This is a genomic window from Klebsiella sp. K-Nf6 (assembly GCF_002806655.1).
Lineage (GTDB): Bacteria > Pseudomonadota > Gammaproteobacteria > Enterobacterales > Enterobacteriaceae > Klebsiella > Klebsiella variicola.
This window is the reverse complement of the sequence record NZ_PIBN01000001.1, coordinates 296,068-313,818: the sequence shown is the minus strand read 5'-3', so window position 1 is coordinate 313,818 and position 17,751 is coordinate 296,068. Positions and strand designations below refer to the sequence as shown.

Below are 17,751 nucleotides of genomic sequence, written 5' to 3'. Positions count from 1 at the left end.
GCGGAAAGGGTAAGGTTACTGTATAAAAAACCAGTAATCTTATCATGGAGGCATACAGGTGAACGGTTTCTTTTCTTCCGTCGCAGGCGCCACGCTGCGCTGGCTCGATCTTCCGGGAGATGGCCTCCCGGTGGTGTTTATCCACGGCCTCGGCTGTGCGTCATCTTATGATTATCCCCGCGTCGCCAGCGATCCTGCTCTGAACGGACGGCGCAAAATACTCATCGATCTGCCAGGCTTCGGCTACAGCGATAAACCGCACGACTTTAGTTACAACATACATATTCAAGCGCAAGTCGTGGAGCAGCTACTTAACCATCTGCGCCTGCAGCGCTTCGCGCTGTTCGGTCATAGCATGGGAGGAAGCATCGCCATCGAAGCGGCGGGGTTGCTGGGCGAGCGCGTGACCACGCTGCTGGTCTCAGAACCTAATCTGTTCGCCGGCGGCGGTGAGTACAGCAGGCGCATTGCGGCGCAGACAGAGGCGGCCTTTATTGCCGAAGGCTATGCCAGAATGCTGGCTGAGGAGCGCTCGCCATGGGCCGGCTGTTTGCAAAACAGCGCGCCCTGGGCCGTCTGGCGGGCCGCCAGCAGCCTGATGCGCGGCAGCGATACCCCCTGGTTTACTCAGCTTTGCCAGCTGCGCTGTCAAAAATGGCTGATCGTCGGCGAGCTCTCGCTGCCTTATGCCGATATTGACCTGGCTGAGGCGCAAGGGATCCCGGTCGGGATTGTGCCCCGCGGGGGGCACTCGATGGCGTGGGAGAATCCGCAAGGGCTGGCGCAGATCATCGCCAGCCAGGGTTAAAAGAATACCGGCTCAGAAAGGGAGTTCGCGGGGCTGGGTCTGGAGTGTTATCCAGCGCAGCTCGGTGAATTCCGCGATGCCGGCCCGACCCCCAAAGCGGCCATAGCCCGAGGCTTTGCAGCCGCCAAACGGCATTTGCGCTTCATCATGCACCGTTGGGCCATTGATATGGCAAATGCCCGTTTGCAGACGTTGCGCCACGTTCCACGCTCTGGCACTGTCGCGGCTGTATACCGCAGCGGAAAGGCCGTATTCACTGTCGTTGGCTACCGTCAGCGCCTGTTCTTCATTCTTAACCCGAATAATCGCTTTTACCGGGCCGAAGGACTCTTCGTTCCACAGCCGCATGTCGCGGGTCACGCCGTCCAGCAAGGTCGGCGCCATGTGGGTATCGCTGGCTTTACCACCGGTTAGCAGGCGAGCGCCTTTGGCTAACGCATCGTCGATTAACGCGTTGCAGCGGGTGATGGTGTTCATATCAACCACCGGCCCCGTCAGGCTGGCGGGCAGGGCGGCGGCGCGCCTGGCCAGCAGCGGGATAAACACCTCCGCTACGGCGTTATCGACAATAATGCGCTCGGTGGACATGCAGATCTGGCCGGCATTGGCGAAGGCGCCAAAAACCGCGCCCGCCGCCGCTTGCTCGATATCAGCATCGTCCAGCACCAGCAGCGGCGCTTTACCGCCGAGCTCCAGCACCGCCGGTTTAAGATATTGTCCGCAGGTGCGGGCGATAATTCGCCCCACCGGCGTGGAGCCGGTAAAGTTAACGCGCCGCACCGCCGGGTGGGCAATGAGCGACTCCACCAGTGCCGGCGCATCTTCAGGCGCACAGGTAAGATAGTTCACCACCCCCGGCGGGAAGCCCGCCGCGTCAAGGGCGTCGATAATCAGTCCCTGAGTGGCCGGCGACAGCTCCGCGCCCTTGAGGATCACTGCGTTGCCGCAGGCCAGCGGCGTTGCCAGCGCCCGGGTAGCCAGAATCAGCGGTGCGTTCCACGGCGCCATGCCCAGTACCACCCCCGCCCCCTGGCGGACGCCCATCGCCAGGTTGCCCGGCACGTTGGAAGGAATAATTTGCCCTTCAATTTGGGTGGTCAGCGCCGCTGCTTCGCGCAGGATATCGGCCGCCAGATGAACGTTAAAGCCGGCCCAGTGCGCGGTCGCGCCGGTCTCCGCCGCCATGGCGGCGATAAATTTAGCCTCCCGCAACAGCATATGTTCCGCCGCGTCGAGCAGTAAACGGCGTCGTTCCGCCGGAGGGGTATCACGCCACAGCGGGAAGGCTTTGGCCGCGGCTTCTACGCAGCGTTTGCCGTCGGCGAGACTGGCGGCCGCGGCCACCGAGGCGACGTCGTCGTGGGCCGGGTGGCGTCGGGTAAAGGTGCGGCGGCCTTCGGCATCGTGCCACTGGCCGTCAATGTACAGATTGCAGGTGATTGTCATGGGGGAAACCTCTTGTTCTGCGGTTCCTCCAGTGTACCGGGCACTACTGATGGTGAGCGTGAGCAGGGCGGTTATCGCACATTTTTTTGCAGGAATTATGTGTGGCTCACAACATCCCGACACCCGCTGGCGTAAAAAACAGCGCTACGCCGATTAAACCAGCGATTTCAGCGTGATTTGCATAAGGTGATAGCCATTGATTATTTGCCGGAGGCGGGCGCCTGTGCTGATATTACGGTTCTTATAATCAATAATCAGGACTTATAACCATGTCTACAGGGAAAACCACGCTGGCGCTGCTGCTGAGCGCACTGCTGCCGGCCGGCGCCGCCTGCGCCGCAGGCAATGACACACTGGTCTACTGCTCAGAGGCCTCCCCGGAGTCCTTTAACCCGCAAATCGCCAGCTCCGGCCCGTCGTTTGTCGCCAGCTCGCAGGTGCTGTATAACCGCCTGGTCACTTTTGACCCGGTGAAGAACACGCCGATCCCGTCGCTGGCCACCGAGTGGCATGTCTCTGAGGATGGAAAAACCTGGACCTTTACTCTGCGTCAGGGGGTGAAGTTCAACAGCAATAAATTCTTCAAACCGACCCGCGATTTTAACGCCGACGACGTCCTGTTTTCCGTGCTGCGCCAGATGGATCCTCAGCATCCCTATCACAAAGTGTCGCAGGGGAACTATGAGTACTTCCACGACGTGGGCCTCGATAAGTTGATTAAGTCGGTGAAAAAGGTCGATGACTATCACGTCCAGTTCGTGCTTAACGAGCCGAACGCGGCGTTTCTTGCCGACTGGGGCATGGACTTCGCCTCTATTCTGTCGGCGGAGTATGGTGAGGCGATGCTGAAGAAAGGGACGCCAGAGAATGTTGATAACTGGCCTGTCGGTACCGGGCCGTATGCCCTGCAGCAGTATAAAGTGGATTCCCAAATCCGCTATATCGCCAATCCCCACTACTGGGAAGGCGAGGTACCGACTAAGCACCTGATTTTCTCCATTACGCCGAACGTCGAGACCCGTCTTGCGAAACTGCAGACCAACGAGTGCCAGATTATTCCTGCGCCTTCGCCGGTTCAGTTCCCGGTGATTAAGGGCAATAAAGATCTGGCGCTGCATGCGGTTGAGGCGCTAAACGTCGGCTATCTGGCGTTCAACACGGAGAAAAAACCGTTTGATAATGTGCTGGTGCGCCAGGCGTTAAACTATGCCACCGACAAGCAGGCGATCGTCAAGGCGGTATTCCTCGATTCCGGCAGCGTGGCGAAATCACCGATCCCGTCGGCGATGCTCGGGTATAAGAAAGATCTTCCGGACTACGACTATGATCCGCAGAAAGCCAAAGCGCTGCTCAAGCAGGCGGGTCTGGAGCAAGGGACGGAAGTGACCCTGTGGTCGATGCCGGTCCAGCGCCCCTACAACCCGAACTCGAAGCGGATCGCCGAAATGATCCAAAACGACTGGGCTAAAGTGGGCGTCAAAGCCAAGATTGTCAGCTATGAATGGGGCGAATACCTTGCTGGTATGCGCAAGGGAGAAGATGACAGCGCATTGTTTGGCTGGATGTCGGACAACGGCGACCCGGACAACTTTGCCGGCACGCTGCTCAGCTGTGATAATATCCAGACCGGCTCCAATGTCGCCCGCTGGTGCGATAAGTCCTATGACGCGCTGGTGAAGAAAGCGCTGCTGGTGAGCGATCCGCAGGCGCGCGCCAAACTCTATGAACAGGCGCAAGAGATCTTCTACCAGCAGGCGCCGTGGATCACCCTGGCGACCGGCAAGACTTTCTATGCCACCCGTAGCAACGTCAGCGGCTACCGCGTGAGCATGATGGGGAGTGATTTTTCCAAAGCGAAGCTGAATTAAGCGAAAGGAGAACAGGATGGCACATCTGGATGAGGTTATCGTCAAAGTCGATGACACCCTTGCCGAGGGCGTTATCACTCATATGAATGAGCTGCTGATCGCCCTGAGCGATGATCCACAACTCAGCCGTGAGGAACGCTATACCCAGCAGCAGCGCCTGCGCACTGCCATCGCCCACCATGGGCGACAGCATCAGGAAGAGCTGGACGCACGCCGCGAGCAGTTGACGAAAGGTGGCGCGATCCTCTGAAGATGCGCTCAGAACTGGCGCCTGGCCACCAGCCAGGCGCCCACCACCAGCATCACCGCGCCGCATACCGGCCCAATCAGCGCCCGCACCGGCACGCCGTGGGCGCGTACTAAATCCATGATCAACCCGCCAACCAGCTGGCTGGCGACCAGTACCGCAATGGTGGTGGCCGCGCCCACGCTCTGATAGCCGCTGATGCTGGCGAAGACGAAAAAGGACCCCAGCAGGCCGGGGATCAGCGTCCACCACTTCACGCTCAGGGCCAGCTCCTGAAAGCCGGCGACGCCCTGGCGCAGCAGTAACATCGTCACGAAAATAACGATCCCCACCAGCGAATTGAGCAGCATGGCGATAAGGATCGTCGACGCCGACTGGGTGATGCGCACCATCAGGGTATTTTGCACCACCAGACCAACGCCGGCGGCGACCAGACAGGCGAGGGTAAGCGACGCATTCATGCCTTGCCGTCCGGATCCTGACGCTCATCCAGCTGCAGCTGCATAAAGGTGAGATCCAGCCAGCGACCAAATTTGGTCCCTACCTGCGGCATCTGCCCGGTAGTGATAAAGCCCAGCGTTTCATGCAGATGCAGCGAAGCGTGGTTCTGCGATTCGATACCGGCGACCATCACATGTTTATTCAGCCGACGCGCTTCGGCGATCAGCGCAACCAGCAGTTTGCGACCCAGCCCTTTCCCCTGATGATCGGGGTGAACGTACACCGAATGCTCTACGGTGTGGCGGAAACCGTCAAACGCGCGCCAGTCGCCAAACGAGGAATAGCCGGTGATGACGCCGTTTTCCTCGTTCACCAGCACCGGAAAGCCGGCCAGCTGGCGGGCTTCAAACCACGCGATGCGGTTGTCGGTATCCACGGTTTTATCATTCCAGATGGCGGCGGTATGCGTGACGGCGTGGTTATAGATCTCGGCGATCGCCGCACAGTCGTCTTTAATGGCAGGGCGGATGGACATAGCAAACCTCAGTTTTTGTACACTATAGTAGTACGATATTATTACAATAATGAACATCGCACTGTCATCCGTTTTCCGCATAATTTTTTCTGATGACCCGGTAATAACGCGGCCCGACGGGCAGTTGTGTAATGGGTGGTCGCACACTATAGTATTACGTTATGAATACTATAGAAGACAACCTCAATCAGCGCATCAGTGCACGCATCCGCATCGAGCGCGAGTCCCGCGGCTGGTCGCTGAACGACCTCGCCGAACGGGCCGGCGCCTCACGGGCGATGATCCATAAAATCGAGCGCGGCGAAAGCAGCCCGACGGCCTCGATGCTGGGCCGTCTTTCCGGCGCCTTCGGCATCAGTATGTCAACGCTGATCGCCCGGGCGGAAATGCAGGAGGGTAAGCTGCTACGCTTCGCCAGCCAGCCGGTGTGGCACGACCCGCAAAGCCACTATCTCCGCCGCCATGTCTCGCCGCGCAGCGATCTGCCGATCGATCTGGTGCAGATTGAGCTGCCGCCCGGCAGCGATGTGCCCATGCCGGCCTCTTCCTATGCGCTCGCCCGCCAGCTTATCTGGCTGCAGCAGGGCGAGCTGGTGTTCATCGAAGGGAATACCCGTCATGAGATGCAGAAGGGGGATTGTCTGGAGCTTGGCCCGCCCAACGACTGTCGCTTTATCAATGAATCTGCGGAGACCTGCGTCTATCTGGTGGTTCGCCTTAATCAATCGCCATCCGGCTCTTAATGGTAAAGCACGTTGCGCATAAAGCAGCTAGCCTCAGTACAGTCTGCTAACAAGAGGAGTTTGCTATGACAGATCAACCGCAACGCCAACACCGCTGGGTACTGGCTTCCCGCCCCCATGGTGAACCGACGGCAGAGAATTTCCGCCTGGAAGAGAGCGAGGTGCCGACGCCGGGACCGGGGCAGGTTCTGCTGCGTACCGTTTATTTATCGCTCGACCCCTATATGCGCGGGCGCATGAGCGACGCACCTTCTTATTCGCCACCGGTGGCCATTGGCGCGGTGATGGTGGGAGGGACCGTGAGCCGCGTGGTCACCTCAAATCATGCTGATTTTCAACCCGGCGACTGGGTGCTGGGCTACAGCGGCTGGCAGGATTATGAACTCTCCGATGGCAACGGACTGGTGAAGCTGGGTGACGACCCGCAACACCCGTCCTGGTCGCTGGGAGTTCTGGGGATGCCGGGCTTCACCGCCTACATGGGATTGCTGGACATCGGGCAGCCGAAGGCGGGCGAAACGCTGGTGGTCGCCGCGGCCACCGGGCCGGTTGGCGCCACGGTCGGACAGATCGGCAACATTAAGGGCTGCCGTACCGTCGGGATTGCCGGCGGCGCGGAGAAGTGTCGCTATGCGGTTGAGACGTTAGGTTTTGATGTCTGCCTTGACCATCGCGCCGCGGATTTCGCCGAACAGCTGGCCCAGGCCTGCCCGCAGGGCATTGACGTTTACTACGAAAATGTCGGCGGCAAGGTCTTTGACGCGGTGCTGCCGCTGCTGAATACCGCGGCGCGGGTCCCGGTCTGCGGGCTGGTGAGCGGCTATAACGCCACCGGTTTGCCGGACGGGCCGGATCGTCTGCCGCTGCTGATGGCGACCATCCTCAAGAAGCGCATTCGGATGCAGGGCTTTATTATCGGCCAGGATTACGGGCATCGGATCGCGGAATTCCAGCAGCAGATGGGGCGCTGGGTGCAGGAGGGGAAAATCAAATATCGCGAACAGCTGATCGACGGTCTGGAGCAGGCGCCGCAGGCGCTGATCGGCCTGTTAAAAGGTGAGAACTTCGGTAAGGTGGTGATCCGCGTCGCGGCGGACGACTAGTCCGGCGGATCCGACTTACTCTGCCCCTTTTCCCGCGACGGAAAAGGGGCATGTCAGGCATGTCAGGCGTGTCAGGCGTGTCAGGCGTGTCAGGCGTAAAAGGCTAACCGCTGGGCGAGCAGATCGACAAAGGCTTCGCGGTCCACATCCAGCATCAGGGTGGTATTGGGCCGATTGCCAGTCAGATGGTAGTAATCGACCACCGTCATCCCCTGGGTATATTTTCCTTCCGTTTCCACGCCGACCCAGCGTTCGATAGTGGTAAATATCTCCGGCTTGAGGAGCCAGGCGATGGTGCAGGGATCGTGCAGCGGCGCGCCGTCGAACCCCCACTTTTCATCCTTGTGGTAGGCCATAAAGAAGTCGAGCAGCTCGGCGACAATGGTGGACACCGGATTGCCAATCTGGCGGAATCGCTCGATATCGGCGGGAAGGATTTGCGCCTTATGGGTGACGTCAAGGCCTGCCATCACCACCGGGATCCCCGACTGAAAGACCATTTCCGCGGCCTGCGGATCGACGAAAATATTAAACTCTGCCGCTGGCTGCCAGTTGCCCAGCCCCATTGCGCCCCCCATGATCACGATGCGGGCGATTTTCGCGTGCAGCTCCGGGTGGCAGGCGAGCAGCAACGCCACGTTAGTTTGTGGCCCGGTGGCCACCAAGGTTACCGGCTCCTGGCTCTCGCGCAGCACCCTGGCCATCAGCTCGACGGCGGTGCAGTTCTGCGGGGCAAAGGTTGGTTCCGGCAGGCTTGGGCCATCCAGTCCGCTCTCGCCGTGCACGTTATCGGCGATGATCAGATCGCGCATCAACGGCTTCCGAGCGCCGCCGGCAACCGGGATATCCGGCCGGTTCAGCAGCGTCAGCATACGCAGCACGTTGCGCAGGGTCTTCTCCGGCGTCTGGTTTCCCGCGGAAGCGGTGACGGTTTTTACCTCCAGCTCCGGCGAGGCGAGGGCGAGGACCAGGGCGATCGCGTCATCATGTCCCGGATCGCAATCAATCATCATCGGCAGTGCCATAGCAGCTCCTTGTTGGCGTTGTTCTGTGACCAGACTAACGCTGTGAGGCGAGGCATACGAGATGGTGTGCAGAATAGTGTGATGGAGGCCACGATTGCAGCGATGGCATCGCGTATCGTCACGTGATCGTCCGCAATCATGTTGCCTCGTTTTGCGGTGGCGCAAGCTGGCGCCCGCCGCGGCGCAATATAATAGAAAAATTGCTAATCCTTACGGATATTAATGGTTTGCTTTTCGGTGAGCGGATTCTTATCCTTAAGAAAACTCGAGAGGTTATTACGATGAAAGATGTAGTAGATAAATGCAGCACCAAAGGCTGCGCCATTGATGTCGGTACCATCATTGATAACGAGGACTGCGTCTACCGGGCTGAGAAAATGTTCCCGAGCCGCGAAGAAGCAGAATCCACCGTTGCCGCCGTGCGCGAACGTGCCGCCGCCGCAGCGCCGGCCAGTGAACCGCCGCAGGTTGATTACACCATTGCCGCCGCCGGCGACGCGGTGAAACTCGATCTCGCCATCGCCTTCTCCTGCCAGGCGGAAAAGATCATTTTCGAGTTATCCCTGCGAAATCTGCTTTAACCCGCGGAAGCGCAACAACGTTAAGCCTTCGCCCGCCGCTCCGCGGGCGAAGTCGAGCGTTATTCGAAGCGCCAGGCGAGGTTCAGGCCGATGCCGTAGTTACGTCCGGGAGCAGGCTCGTAGTAGCGCCCGTTGGACTCATTAACGATAACGGACCCGACGTACTCCCGGTCGAACAGATTGTCGACGCGGCCGAACAGATCCATATCCATCCTGCCGTAGCTCCATTTATAGCCAGTCGTCAGGCCAACCACCGTCCAGGAAGGCGCTTTAGCCGTGTTTTCGTCATTGGCCATGATGTCGCTCATGTAGCGAATATCGCTGCCGGCGTACCAGCCCTGCTCCGGCTGGTAGCCAAAGGAGGCGTAGCCCATATTGCGCGCGATCCCCGGAATGCGGTTGCCGTTGCAGCTGGCGTCGTCGCAGACGTTGGTGCGATAGGTCGCGTCCAGCCAGGTCCATGCCGCCTTCAGACGCCAGCTCTCGCCAAACTGCTGATCCAGCCCCAGCTCCATCCCCTGACGACGGGTCTTGCCGGCGTTTTTATAGCTGGTGCGCCCGCCGCTGCTGCTGTCGACCACGATCTCATTATCGGTATTGGTCTGGAACAGGGCGGCGGTGAACAGCCCGTTGCCAATCCGCGTCTTACTGCCGATCTCCACCGTGTCGTTGGTGGAGGGCTTCAGGCCGAAATTGAGGCCGCTCTGGTTATCGGAGCGGTATGACAGTTCGTTAATGGTCGGCGTCTCGAAGCCGCGGCCAGCGGAGAGGTAGACGTTCCACGCGTCGGTCAGGGCATACTTCAGCGAGCCTGCGGGCAGCCATTTGTGATAGCTGGCATCGCCGCTGTCGTCGCCATTGCCCGGGGTGATGTAGTAGTCATTCGAGTCGAACCATACTGAGCTGTAGCGAACCCCGGCATCGAGCGAGAGTTTTTCCGTTAACTGCCACTGGGTCTGCAGGTAGGGGTCGACGTTCCACATCAGGTTGCGTTCGTTACGGCGCAGCGCGCCCTGTTCGCCATACTGTGGCGCGCCGTTGACCATCACAAAGTTTTCATACCCTTTGCGGCGCTCGCTCATGTTCTCGTAATCGAGACCGGCGGTCAGGGTGACGGGCACCAGCCACTCTCCGCGATGGGTCAGGCGGGTATCGATCCCCTGGTAGTGACGGGTGAGATCGATCACCCCGCCCGCATGGCTCGGCTTCAGCTGCGGCGCGCGCGGGATCGACTGGTACTGCGTGGTTTCGCGTTCGCCGGCGTACATCATGACGCTGAGATCGTCCTGGGCGCTGAGCTGGCGCTCATAGCGTAGGCCGGCCTGGGTCTGCCGGGTATTCTTGCGGGTATCATACTGGTCGCCGCGCGGCGACTGGCGCGGGTTATCGCGCCATTCGTCGGCGGTTAAGCCGCCGGCGTCATTGGCTTTGATATCCACGCTGTTCAGCAGCAGAGTCAGCTTACTGACATCGTTGATGCGCACCCCCAGTCGGGCGTTTGCCAGATTTTTGCGTGCGCCGCTGTGATCTCGATAGCCATGGGTGGTGAAGCGGTTGGTCGAGACCGTGTAATCCACATCGCCTGCGTGGCTGCCGTCGCCAACCGCGCCAGTGGCTTTCATCCCGTAGTGCCAGGTACCGAAGCTGCCATAGTAGCTACTGGCTTCCACGGTGGGCGGCTGGGTACCGGTCTGGCTGGTGACGTTGATCACTCCGCCGGACGAGTTTCCGTACAGGGCAGAGAAGGGGCCGCGCAGCACCTCAATGGTGTCGACGCTGCCAATATCGATATTCGAGGTCTGCCCCTGGCCGTCGGGCATGGTCGCCGGAATGCCATCGACATAGATGCGTAGCCCGCGCACGCCATAGGTTGAGCGGGAGCCAAAGCCACGAATCGACAGTTGCAGATCCTGGGCATAGTTTTGCCGGTTCTGCACCTGCAGGCCCGGCACGGCGCCCAGTGATTCAGAGAGGTTGACGCGCGGGGCGGCCTGACGCATTTCATCCCCATTGACCACGCTGACGGCGGCGGGGGTATCCAGTTCAGAAACAGTGGTTGGCGCGGCGGTCACCACCATGGTTTGTTCATCAGCGGCCTGGGCGGCGGCGATGAGCGGCAGCAGCAGAGCCGGCAGGGCCGCGTGACGCACGGACAGGATTTTCATCGATAGTACTCGGGAAACGAACCAAATGGAACATATGTAGATATGTTACCCCGTTTGTAAAATATTTGAAAATTATTAACCGTCGTTGGTTAACGGATAGTGCTTCTTGCTGATGAATTTACCGAACAACAACAATTAGCGCTCCACTTTGAGATAAATAATGATTACTATTCGCATTCAAAAATAAAGGTAAAGCCATGACTTTACCGCCGGAAGCGATGTCGGGTCAGCACATACTGGTTTATCAAAGGGAGTCGTCATGTCACTACGTCATTTTGCCGCGCCGCGTCTGCGCCATTCACTGTTATTTACCTCTCTGCTGCTGGCAGGTAGCTTTAGCGCCCACGCCGCGGATGAGATGCTGCGTAAGGCCGTCGGGAAAGGGGCCTACGAAATGGCCTACAGCCAGCAGGAGAACGCGTTATGGATCGCCACGTCGCAGAGTCGCTCACTGGACAAAGGCGGTATTGTTTATCGTCTTGACCCCACCACCCTGGACGTGACGCAGATTATTCACAACGATCTGAAACCGTTCGGCGCCGCTATCAACCATGCCACCGGCACGCTGTGGTTTGGCAATACCGTCGACAGCACCGTCACCGCCATTGACGCCAAAACCGGCGCGGTGAAAGGGCGTCTGGTGCTGGACGAGCGTCAGCGCAGTGAAACCGTGCGCCCGCTGCAGCCGCGCGAGCTGGCGGTCAATGAGCAGACCAACACGGTCTACATTACCGGTCTGGGCAAAGAGAGCGTGATTTGGGTGGTGGATGGCGCGACCCTGAAGCTGAAAACCACTATTACCGGCACCGGGGCGATGGCGACGGGTCTGGCGATCGATCCGCAGGCGAAACGTCTCTATACCACCAATGCCGATGGCGAACTGCTGACCATCGACAGCGAGAGCAACACCATTGTGTCGCGCAAAAAATTGCAGGACGATGGCAAAGCGCACTTCTACTTAAACCTGAGCCTTGATACCGCCGGTCATCGCGCCTTTATCACCGACAGCAAGCAGCCGGAAGTGCTGGTGGTTGATACCCGCGACGGTAAAGTGCTGGAGAAAATCGCCGCGCCGGAATCGCTGGCGGTGCTGTTTAACCCGACGCGTAATGAAGCCTATGTGACGCACCGTAAGGCCGGGGAAGTCAGCGTCATCGACGGTAAGCGCTACAAGATCGTGAAGACCTTTAAAACGCCGACTCACCCCAACAGCCTGGCGCTCTCTGATGACGGCAAAACGCTGTACGTCAGCGTGAAACAGGCTTCCAGCCGTGAGAAAGAGGCCACTGCGCCGGATGATGTGATCCGTATCGCGCTGTAAGCCAGCTGCCCGGGCGCGACGACGATCGGTCAAGGTCGCGCCCCGTATGCCGTCCGGCACCTCACCCTCTGTTACAAACGCGTATTGGCCTGATAAACCAGATGGTTATACACTTAACCCTTTCCCGCCTCGCGCGGGCAGTGGTAATCAGTGGAGATAAAATGAAAAAGCCATTTATGGTGATTTGCGCCGGTGCGATGCTGGCGCTGCTGGCAGGCTGTTCGTCCAACTACGTTATGACCACCAAAAGCGGTCAGACGATCGTCACCCACGGCAAGCCGCAGCTGGATAAAGAAACGGGGATGACCAGCTATATCGATGAGTCTGGTAATAAGCGGGAAATTAACAGCAGCGACGTGTCGCAGCTGGTTGAGGATAACTAAATCCTGACCTCCCGGTTTGCCCGCGATGGACAAACCGGGAGTCCTGCCAGTTACTTCCTGAGCGTCGGCGCCGTACTGTGGATCGCATGCACGCGTTTACGCACGCCAAACCAGCCAGCCACCAGCAGCACCGCCAGCAGTGGAATTGAGCCAATGGTGTAAGTGCCGTTCGGATAATCGAAGGCCATCAGCACCAGCACGCTGAACAGGAACAGCAGCGTCAGCCAGGAGGTGAATGGCGCCCCCGGCATTCTGAAGCTCACCTTCGCCGCTTTTCCTTCCTTGATCGCTTTGCGCAGACGCATCTGACACACCACGATAAAGCCCCAGGAAGCAATGATCCCCAGTGACGCGACGTTCAGCACGATCTCAAACACCTGCGACGGCACCAGATAGTTGAGGAACACCCCCACCACATACACCGCCAGCGTCGCCAGGATCCCGGCGTAAGGGACGTGGTGACGGCTCATCTTCGACATAAACTTCGGCGCGGAGCCCCCCATCGACATCGAGCGCAGGATACGTCCGGTGCTGTAGAGGCCGGAGTTGAGGCTGGAGAGGGCGGCGGTTAACACCACGATGTTCATCACGCTGCCGATATAAGGCACGCCCAGTTTTGAGAAGAAGGTGACGAACGGGCTCTGTCCTGCCTGGTAGGCGGTCCACGGCAGGAGCAGCACCAGCAGCACTACCGAACCGACGTAGAACAGGCCGATACGCCAGATCACGCTGTTAATGGCCTTAGGTACCATCGACTCCGGATCTTTACACTCGCCGGCCGCGGTGCCCACCAGCTCAATAGAGGCGAAGGCAAAGACCACGCCCTGCACCAGCACCAGCGCCGGCAGGAGGCCGTGAGGGAAGAAGCCGCCGTTATCAGTGATCAGGTGGAAGCCGGTGGTATTACCGTCCAGCGGCTTACCGGAGCCGAGGAAAATGGTGCCGACCACAAGGAACGCAACGATAGCCAGCACTTTGACCAGCGCGAACCAGAATTCCATCTCGGCGAACCATTTTACGCCGATCATGTTCATGGTACCGACGATCGCCAGCGCGCCAAGGGCGAAGACCCACTGTGGCACATCGCCAAACGCGCCCCAGTAGTGCATATACAGCGCCACGGCGGTGATATCGACGATCCCGGTCATGGCCCAGTTAACGAAGTACATCCAGCCGGCCACGTAAGCGGCCTTTTCACCGAGGAATTCCCTGGCATAGGAGACGAAGCTGCCGCTCGAGGGTCGGTGGAGAACCAGTTCGCCGAGAGCGCGAAGAATAAAGAAGGAGAAGATGCCGCAGACCAGATAGACCAGTGCGAGCGCTGGCCCTGCCATTTGTAAACGTGCCCCGGCGCCGAGGAACAAACCGGTACCGATAGCGCCGCCGATGGCGATCATCTGTACCTGACGGTTGCCCATCGCTTTGTGATAACCCGATTCATGCGAGTTGAGCCAGTGGCGTTTTGCAGCATGGTGCTCCGCTGCAGTGTCGTGTTTCGTATTCATTGATGTATCAGTTTCCTGTCAATGCCCATGTTTGCAGCCGGAGTGGATGACGGCTGGCACATTATGCTGGCTTTCTCATCATTCTGACGTAGGAGATAAGCTCAGACATGGCGCTGAATCCTACACGTAACGTAATAGTTACGCACCTAAAACATTTACCGATAGCATTTGACAGATTTATCAATGAGATCAATGTCGCAGAGTTTTCAGCAACAGAGTGAAAGCGCTGGTATGCTGGCGTCGACTGGGGTAGTAGAGATGGTAGCCGGGGAAGGTAGGCGTCCAGTCTGCCAGCACCCGCACCAGCCGGCCACTGGCTACGGCCTCCGTTACGCAGTCGTCCGGAACGTAGGCCAGACCCAGGCCCGCCTCCGCCGCGTCGATGCGCTGCGGCAGGCTGTTGAGGATCACTTGCCCCTCCACCCGCACCTGAATCTCCCGGCCGTCTCGGGCAAACTCCCAGGCGTAAAGCCCACCCCGTGTCGGCAGCCGCAGATTGATGCAACGATGCTGCGCAAGATCCCAGGGCGTCTGCGGCGTACCGGCCAGCTGCAGATAGGCTGGCGAACCCACCACCGCCATCCGCATATCCGGAGCAATGCGCACGGCAATCATCTCTTTCGCCACCTGTTCGCCGAGTCGCACCCCGGCGTCAAACCGGCCATCCACGATATCCGTGAGGCCATTATCAACAGTGATTTCGATGTTAATATCCGGATATTGCAGCATAAATGGCTTTAGCGCCGGCCAGAGTACGGTGCTGGTGGCATGCTCCCCGGCGGTGATGCGCAGGTTGCCCGCCGGGCGTTCGCGCGTATCGCGCAGCGCGGTCAGCGCCCGCTCCATCTCCTCCAGATGCGGACCGAGGCGCTGAATCAGTCGCTCGCCCGCCTCGGTCGGTACCACGCTGCGGGTGGTGCGGGTCAGCAGCCGCACATCGAGACGCGCTTCGAGATGGCGCATGGCATGGCTGAGCGCCGACTGCGACACCCCAAGCTGGGCCGCCGCGCGGGTAAAGCTGCGCTCACGCGCCACCACCATAAAGGAGAGCAGATCGTTTACGTTCTCTTTTAGCATAATCTTTCCGGATTGATGAATACTGCTCACAGGTACGCAGAGTGTATGCCCGATGAAGGGGAGGCGCCAGCCTGTTGGCCGGACGCAGTGGAGCAGAATGACCACGACGGTTAACAACGCAGGGTTTAATTCATCAAGACGGTGAATGTAATGTAAGATGTCCAAAAAACCGCAGTGCCAGGCGAACTCACACAATGACACCCTTACACTTTCATAAATATCACGGGCTGGGTAATGATTACCTGGTGTGCCATCGCGATGTTGCCGATCAGTTGAGCAACGAGCATATTCAAATTCTGTGTCATCGCCACTATGGCGTGGGATCGGATGGCCTGCTGATCGATAGCGGCGACCAAATTAATCCCACACTGCGTATTATCAATCCGGACGGCTCCGAGGCGGAGAAAAGCGGTAACGGGCTACGGATCTATGCGCGTTATCTTTTTGATATCGGTCGTGTCGGCCATGAGCCCTTTCTGGTACATACGGCGGGCGGTGACGTTTATTGCACTGTGCATGGCGATGTTCATCAGATTAGCGTCGACATGGGGCGGGCGAATTTCAATCCGGCGGCGCTGCCCGCCTTAGTGAATTTGCCTGAGGCGGTGAATTATCCCTTGCCGCTGGCGGATGAAACCCTGTCCGTCGTGCTGGTCTCGATGGGCAATCCCCACTGCGTTGTCCTCGTCGATAAGCTCGACCTGGCGCAGGTTCATCGTTTAGGGCCGCAAATCGAAAACCATTCCTTGTTCCCCAAACGCACCAATGTCCAGTTTGTGGAAGTTATCGATCGCCATACGCTGAAGATTGGTATCTGGGAGCGGGGCGCCGGGTTTACGATGGCCTCCGGGAGCAGCAGCTGTGCGGCTGCCAGCGCGATGCGCCGGTTAGGGAAGGTGGACGATCGGGTGGATGTCAACATGCCTGGTGGTCAGCTGCACATCACCTTCGACGCGGATTTTCAGGTTCGTATGCGTGGCCCGGTGCATAAAATCGCCAGCCTGACGCTGGATAGAGACTGCTTTGTTGGCGGCAGCGCCATCTTCACTGGCGCTGCATAACAGGTGGCGCGGTCAGCCTGAAATTAACTCTCCTGAGGATCAGCCGACGGCCCGTTTGCCGAACAAACGATGGTGGCATGATCCCACCAGGCATTGTGCTTAACGTCGGTGGCAAGGACGGTAAATTGCGCCTGCTGTATCTCATTCAGTAAAGCCGGGAGGGGTTTAAGCGTACGCCAGGGCTGCCCCTCTTTCAGGAGATGATGCTTGACAGGATCGTAAGTGGCGAGGTCTTCAGCATAACGAGGAAGCCCGCACATCGAGCCGATCACCAGCCGGCCTGCGGGTTTCAGCAATCTTCTCGCCTCGGCGAAAAAACGGCGACGCTGATCTTCCAGCAGACAATGTAGACAGCTGCCATCAATGATTAAGGCAAACTGGGCATCCTCACATTGAGAAAGATGACAGACGTTGCCGACGAAAAATGTGGCGTCCAGACCCGCTTGCTGAAAACGGTCTTCCGCCCAGCGGATCGCCGTTTCGGACACATCAACACCCCACACGGCATAGCCTCTTTCCGCCAGATACTGGGCGGCCATGGCACCATTGCCACATCCCAGTTCAAGTACCGGCGCGCCGGGAGCCGGTAAATAGCCATGGGAATCCAGCCAATGAAATGTTTTTTCCTGTTGTATCTTTGCCCTGGCAAAACCATCACCCGCCCAGGCGCTTGCTCCGTTGGCTAACAGCTGTCTGTAGCGTGCTTCATAGGGGTTCATCCTGAAAACACCTTTTATCATTGATTAAGATCACTACTGTATACGCCATTTAACATTGATATAAGTATTAGTTTGGCTACCTGGGAGAAACAGAAATGAACATCAACGTGGTCGGCACCAGCGGCTCAGGCAAATCCACCCTGGCCCGGCGCCTGGCACACCGGCTGGGACTACCCTGGATCGAGCTCGATCGCCTGTACTGGCGGCCGAACTGGCAGGGCACGCCGGATGAGGCGTTTTTCGCCGCCATTGCCGCCGCCACGGCCTCGCCGGGCTGGGTGCTGGATGGCAATTACAATCGCAGCCGCAGCGTCAAATGGCGCGAGGTGGATCTGGTGATCTGGGTCGATTATAGCCTCTGGCGCACGCTGCGCCAGGCGGTGTGGCGGGCGGCGAGCCGGGCGTGGCGGCATCAGGAGCTGTGGCCGGGCACGGGCAACCGCGAGAGCTTTCGCCGTTCGTTCTGCAGCCGGGAATCCATTATCCTCTGGACGCTGAAAACCTGGCGGCAGAATCGCCGACGCTATCTGGCCGATATGCAGGATCCGCAATATCGTCATATTCGCTTCGTCCGGGTGCACAGTCCGCGGCAGGCAGAGGCGCTGCTCCGCGAGCTGGAAGCGCAGCGGTCAGGCGGGCATATCTAATTTTCAGCAGTACACATGTGAATTAATTGTTTCTCAATAGTTAGCTGAGATTTTAATAATGCAGGCACGTACTTTC

The 17,751-nt window shown here is 58.8% G+C and carries 18 protein-coding genes and 1 pseudogene; 11 read left to right on the top strand and 8 right to left on the bottom strand.

The features are described from left to right. Window positions 1-58 precede the first annotated feature (58 nt). Complete coding sequence (locus CWM61_RS01505) at window positions 59-808, top strand: alpha/beta fold hydrolase (protein ID WP_074385698.1); 750 nt, start codon at window positions 59-61, stop codon at window positions 806-808. Window positions 809-820: 12 nt separating this feature from the next. Here CWM61_RS01505 and CWM61_RS01500 read toward each other — a convergent pair whose 3' ends face one another. Next, window positions 821-2,254, bottom strand: a complete 1,434-nt coding sequence (locus CWM61_RS01500; RefSeq protein WP_100630569.1) for an aldehyde dehydrogenase — start codon at window positions 2,252-2,254, stop codon at window positions 821-823. Between the two features lie 269 nt (window positions 2,255-2,523). Here CWM61_RS01500 and CWM61_RS01495 point away from each other — a divergent pair, with 269 nt between their 5' ends. Both CWM61_RS01495 and CWM61_RS01490 read left to right on the top strand, forming a co-directional pair. Further along, window positions 2,524-4,122, top strand: coding sequence for an ABC transporter substrate-binding protein (locus CWM61_RS01495; protein ID WP_074385700.1), 1,599 nt, complete (start codon window positions 2,524-2,526; stop codon window positions 4,120-4,122). Window positions 4,123-4,138: 16 nt separating this feature from the next. Further along, entirely contained in the window at window positions 4,139-4,372 is a 234-nt protein-coding gene (locus tag CWM61_RS01490; protein ID WP_061154428.1) for a YdcY family protein, read from the top strand. A gap of 8 nt (window positions 4,373-4,380) precedes the next feature. Here the strand turns inward: CWM61_RS01490 and CWM61_RS01485 are convergent, their stop codons facing one another. After that, window positions 4,381-4,830 carry a DMT family transporter gene (locus tag CWM61_RS01485; RefSeq protein WP_032730509.1) on the bottom strand — a complete coding sequence of 150 codons (450 nt, stop codon included), beginning with the start codon at window positions 4,828-4,830 and terminating at the stop codon, window positions 4,381-4,383. Continuing rightward, window positions 4,827-5,345 (bottom strand): GNAT family N-acetyltransferase, encoded by a 519-nt coding sequence (locus CWM61_RS01480; RefSeq protein WP_074385701.1) that lies wholly within the window; start codon window positions 5,343-5,345, stop codon window positions 4,827-4,829. Before CWM61_RS01480 ends, CWM61_RS01485 begins: the two co-directional genes overlap by 4 nt. A 161-nt stretch (window positions 5,346-5,506) precedes the next feature. Here CWM61_RS01480 and CWM61_RS01475 point away from each other — a divergent pair, with 161 nt between their 5' ends. Next, window positions 5,507-6,088, top strand: a complete 582-nt coding sequence (locus CWM61_RS01475; protein ID WP_074385702.1) for a helix-turn-helix domain-containing protein — start codon at window positions 5,507-5,509, stop codon at window positions 6,086-6,088. A gap of 65 nt (window positions 6,089-6,153) precedes the next feature. Further along, entirely contained in the window at window positions 6,154-7,191 is a 1,038-nt protein-coding gene (locus tag CWM61_RS01470; RefSeq protein WP_100630568.1) for an NADP-dependent oxidoreductase, read from the top strand. Between the two features lie 89 nt (window positions 7,192-7,280). Here the strand turns inward: CWM61_RS01470 and rihA are convergent, their stop codons facing one another. Then, complete coding sequence (gene rihA, locus CWM61_RS01465) at window positions 7,281-8,216, bottom strand: pyrimidine-specific ribonucleoside hydrolase RihA (protein WP_100630567.1); 936 nt, start codon at window positions 8,214-8,216, stop codon at window positions 7,281-7,283. On the opposite strand from rihA, the pseudogene CWM61_RS01460 reads away from it, so the two are divergent. Both CWM61_RS01460 and CWM61_RS01455 read left to right on the top strand, forming a co-directional pair. Beyond that, a pseudogene (locus tag CWM61_RS01460) lies at window positions 8,178-8,408 on the top strand (hypothetical protein). The gene rihA and the pseudogene CWM61_RS01460 sit on opposite strands and share 39 nt — an antisense overlap. 89 nt (window positions 8,409-8,497) lie before the next feature. Beyond that, window positions 8,498-8,797 carry a DUF406 domain-containing protein gene (locus CWM61_RS01455; RefSeq protein WP_100630566.1) on the top strand — a complete coding sequence of 100 codons (300 nt, stop codon included), beginning with the start codon at window positions 8,498-8,500 and terminating at the stop codon, window positions 8,795-8,797. A gap of 59 nt (window positions 8,798-8,856) precedes the next feature. Here CWM61_RS01455 and pqqU read toward each other — a convergent pair whose 3' ends face one another. After that, on the bottom strand, window positions 8,857-10,962 hold the full coding sequence (gene pqqU / locus CWM61_RS01450; RefSeq protein WP_165785228.1) for a TonB-dependent receptor PqqU: 2,106 nt from the start codon (window positions 10,960-10,962) through the stop codon (window positions 8,857-8,859). A 259-nt stretch (window positions 10,963-11,221) separates the two neighbouring features. Between pqqU and CWM61_RS01445 the strand changes: the two genes are divergently transcribed. After that, window positions 11,222-12,283: a YncE family protein gene (locus tag CWM61_RS01445; protein WP_074385704.1), complete on the top strand. Its 1,062-nt coding sequence runs from the start codon at window positions 11,222-11,224 to the stop codon at window positions 12,281-12,283. A gap of 161 nt (window positions 12,284-12,444) precedes the next feature. Then, window positions 12,445-12,666, top strand: coding sequence for a YgdI/YgdR family lipoprotein (locus CWM61_RS01440; protein ID WP_002906779.1), 222 nt, complete (start codon window positions 12,445-12,447; stop codon window positions 12,664-12,666). 50 nt (window positions 12,667-12,716) lie between these two features. Here the strand turns inward: CWM61_RS01440 and ansP are convergent, their stop codons facing one another. Both ansP and CWM61_RS01430 read right to left on the bottom strand, forming a co-directional pair. Continuing rightward, window positions 12,717-14,171, bottom strand: a complete 1,455-nt coding sequence (gene ansP, locus CWM61_RS01435) for an L-asparagine permease (protein ID WP_100630565.1) — start codon at window positions 14,169-14,171, stop codon at window positions 12,717-12,719. Window positions 14,172-14,360: 189 nt separating this feature from the next. After that, a complete protein-coding gene (locus CWM61_RS01430; RefSeq protein ID WP_074385706.1) occupies window positions 14,361-15,248 on the bottom strand; it encodes a LysR family transcriptional regulator in 888 nt (295 codons plus the stop codon). A gap of 194 nt (window positions 15,249-15,442) precedes the next feature. Between CWM61_RS01430 and dapF the strand changes: the two genes are divergently transcribed. Continuing rightward, window positions 15,443-16,309 (top strand): diaminopimelate epimerase, encoded by an 867-nt coding sequence (gene dapF, locus CWM61_RS01425; protein ID WP_074385707.1) that lies wholly within the window; start codon window positions 15,443-15,445, stop codon window positions 16,307-16,309. Between the two features lie 23 nt (window positions 16,310-16,332). Here the strand turns inward: dapF and CWM61_RS01420 are convergent, their stop codons facing one another. Further along, a complete protein-coding gene (locus CWM61_RS01420) occupies window positions 16,333-17,028 on the bottom strand; it encodes a class I SAM-dependent methyltransferase (RefSeq protein ID WP_074385708.1) in 696 nt (231 codons plus the stop codon). Window positions 17,029-17,123: 95 nt separating this feature from the next. Here CWM61_RS01420 and CWM61_RS01415 point away from each other — a divergent pair, with 95 nt between their 5' ends. Beyond that, a complete protein-coding gene (locus CWM61_RS01415; RefSeq protein WP_100630564.1) occupies window positions 17,124-17,675 on the top strand; it encodes a shikimate kinase in 552 nt (183 codons plus the stop codon). Window positions 17,676-17,751: the final 76 nt, after the last annotated feature.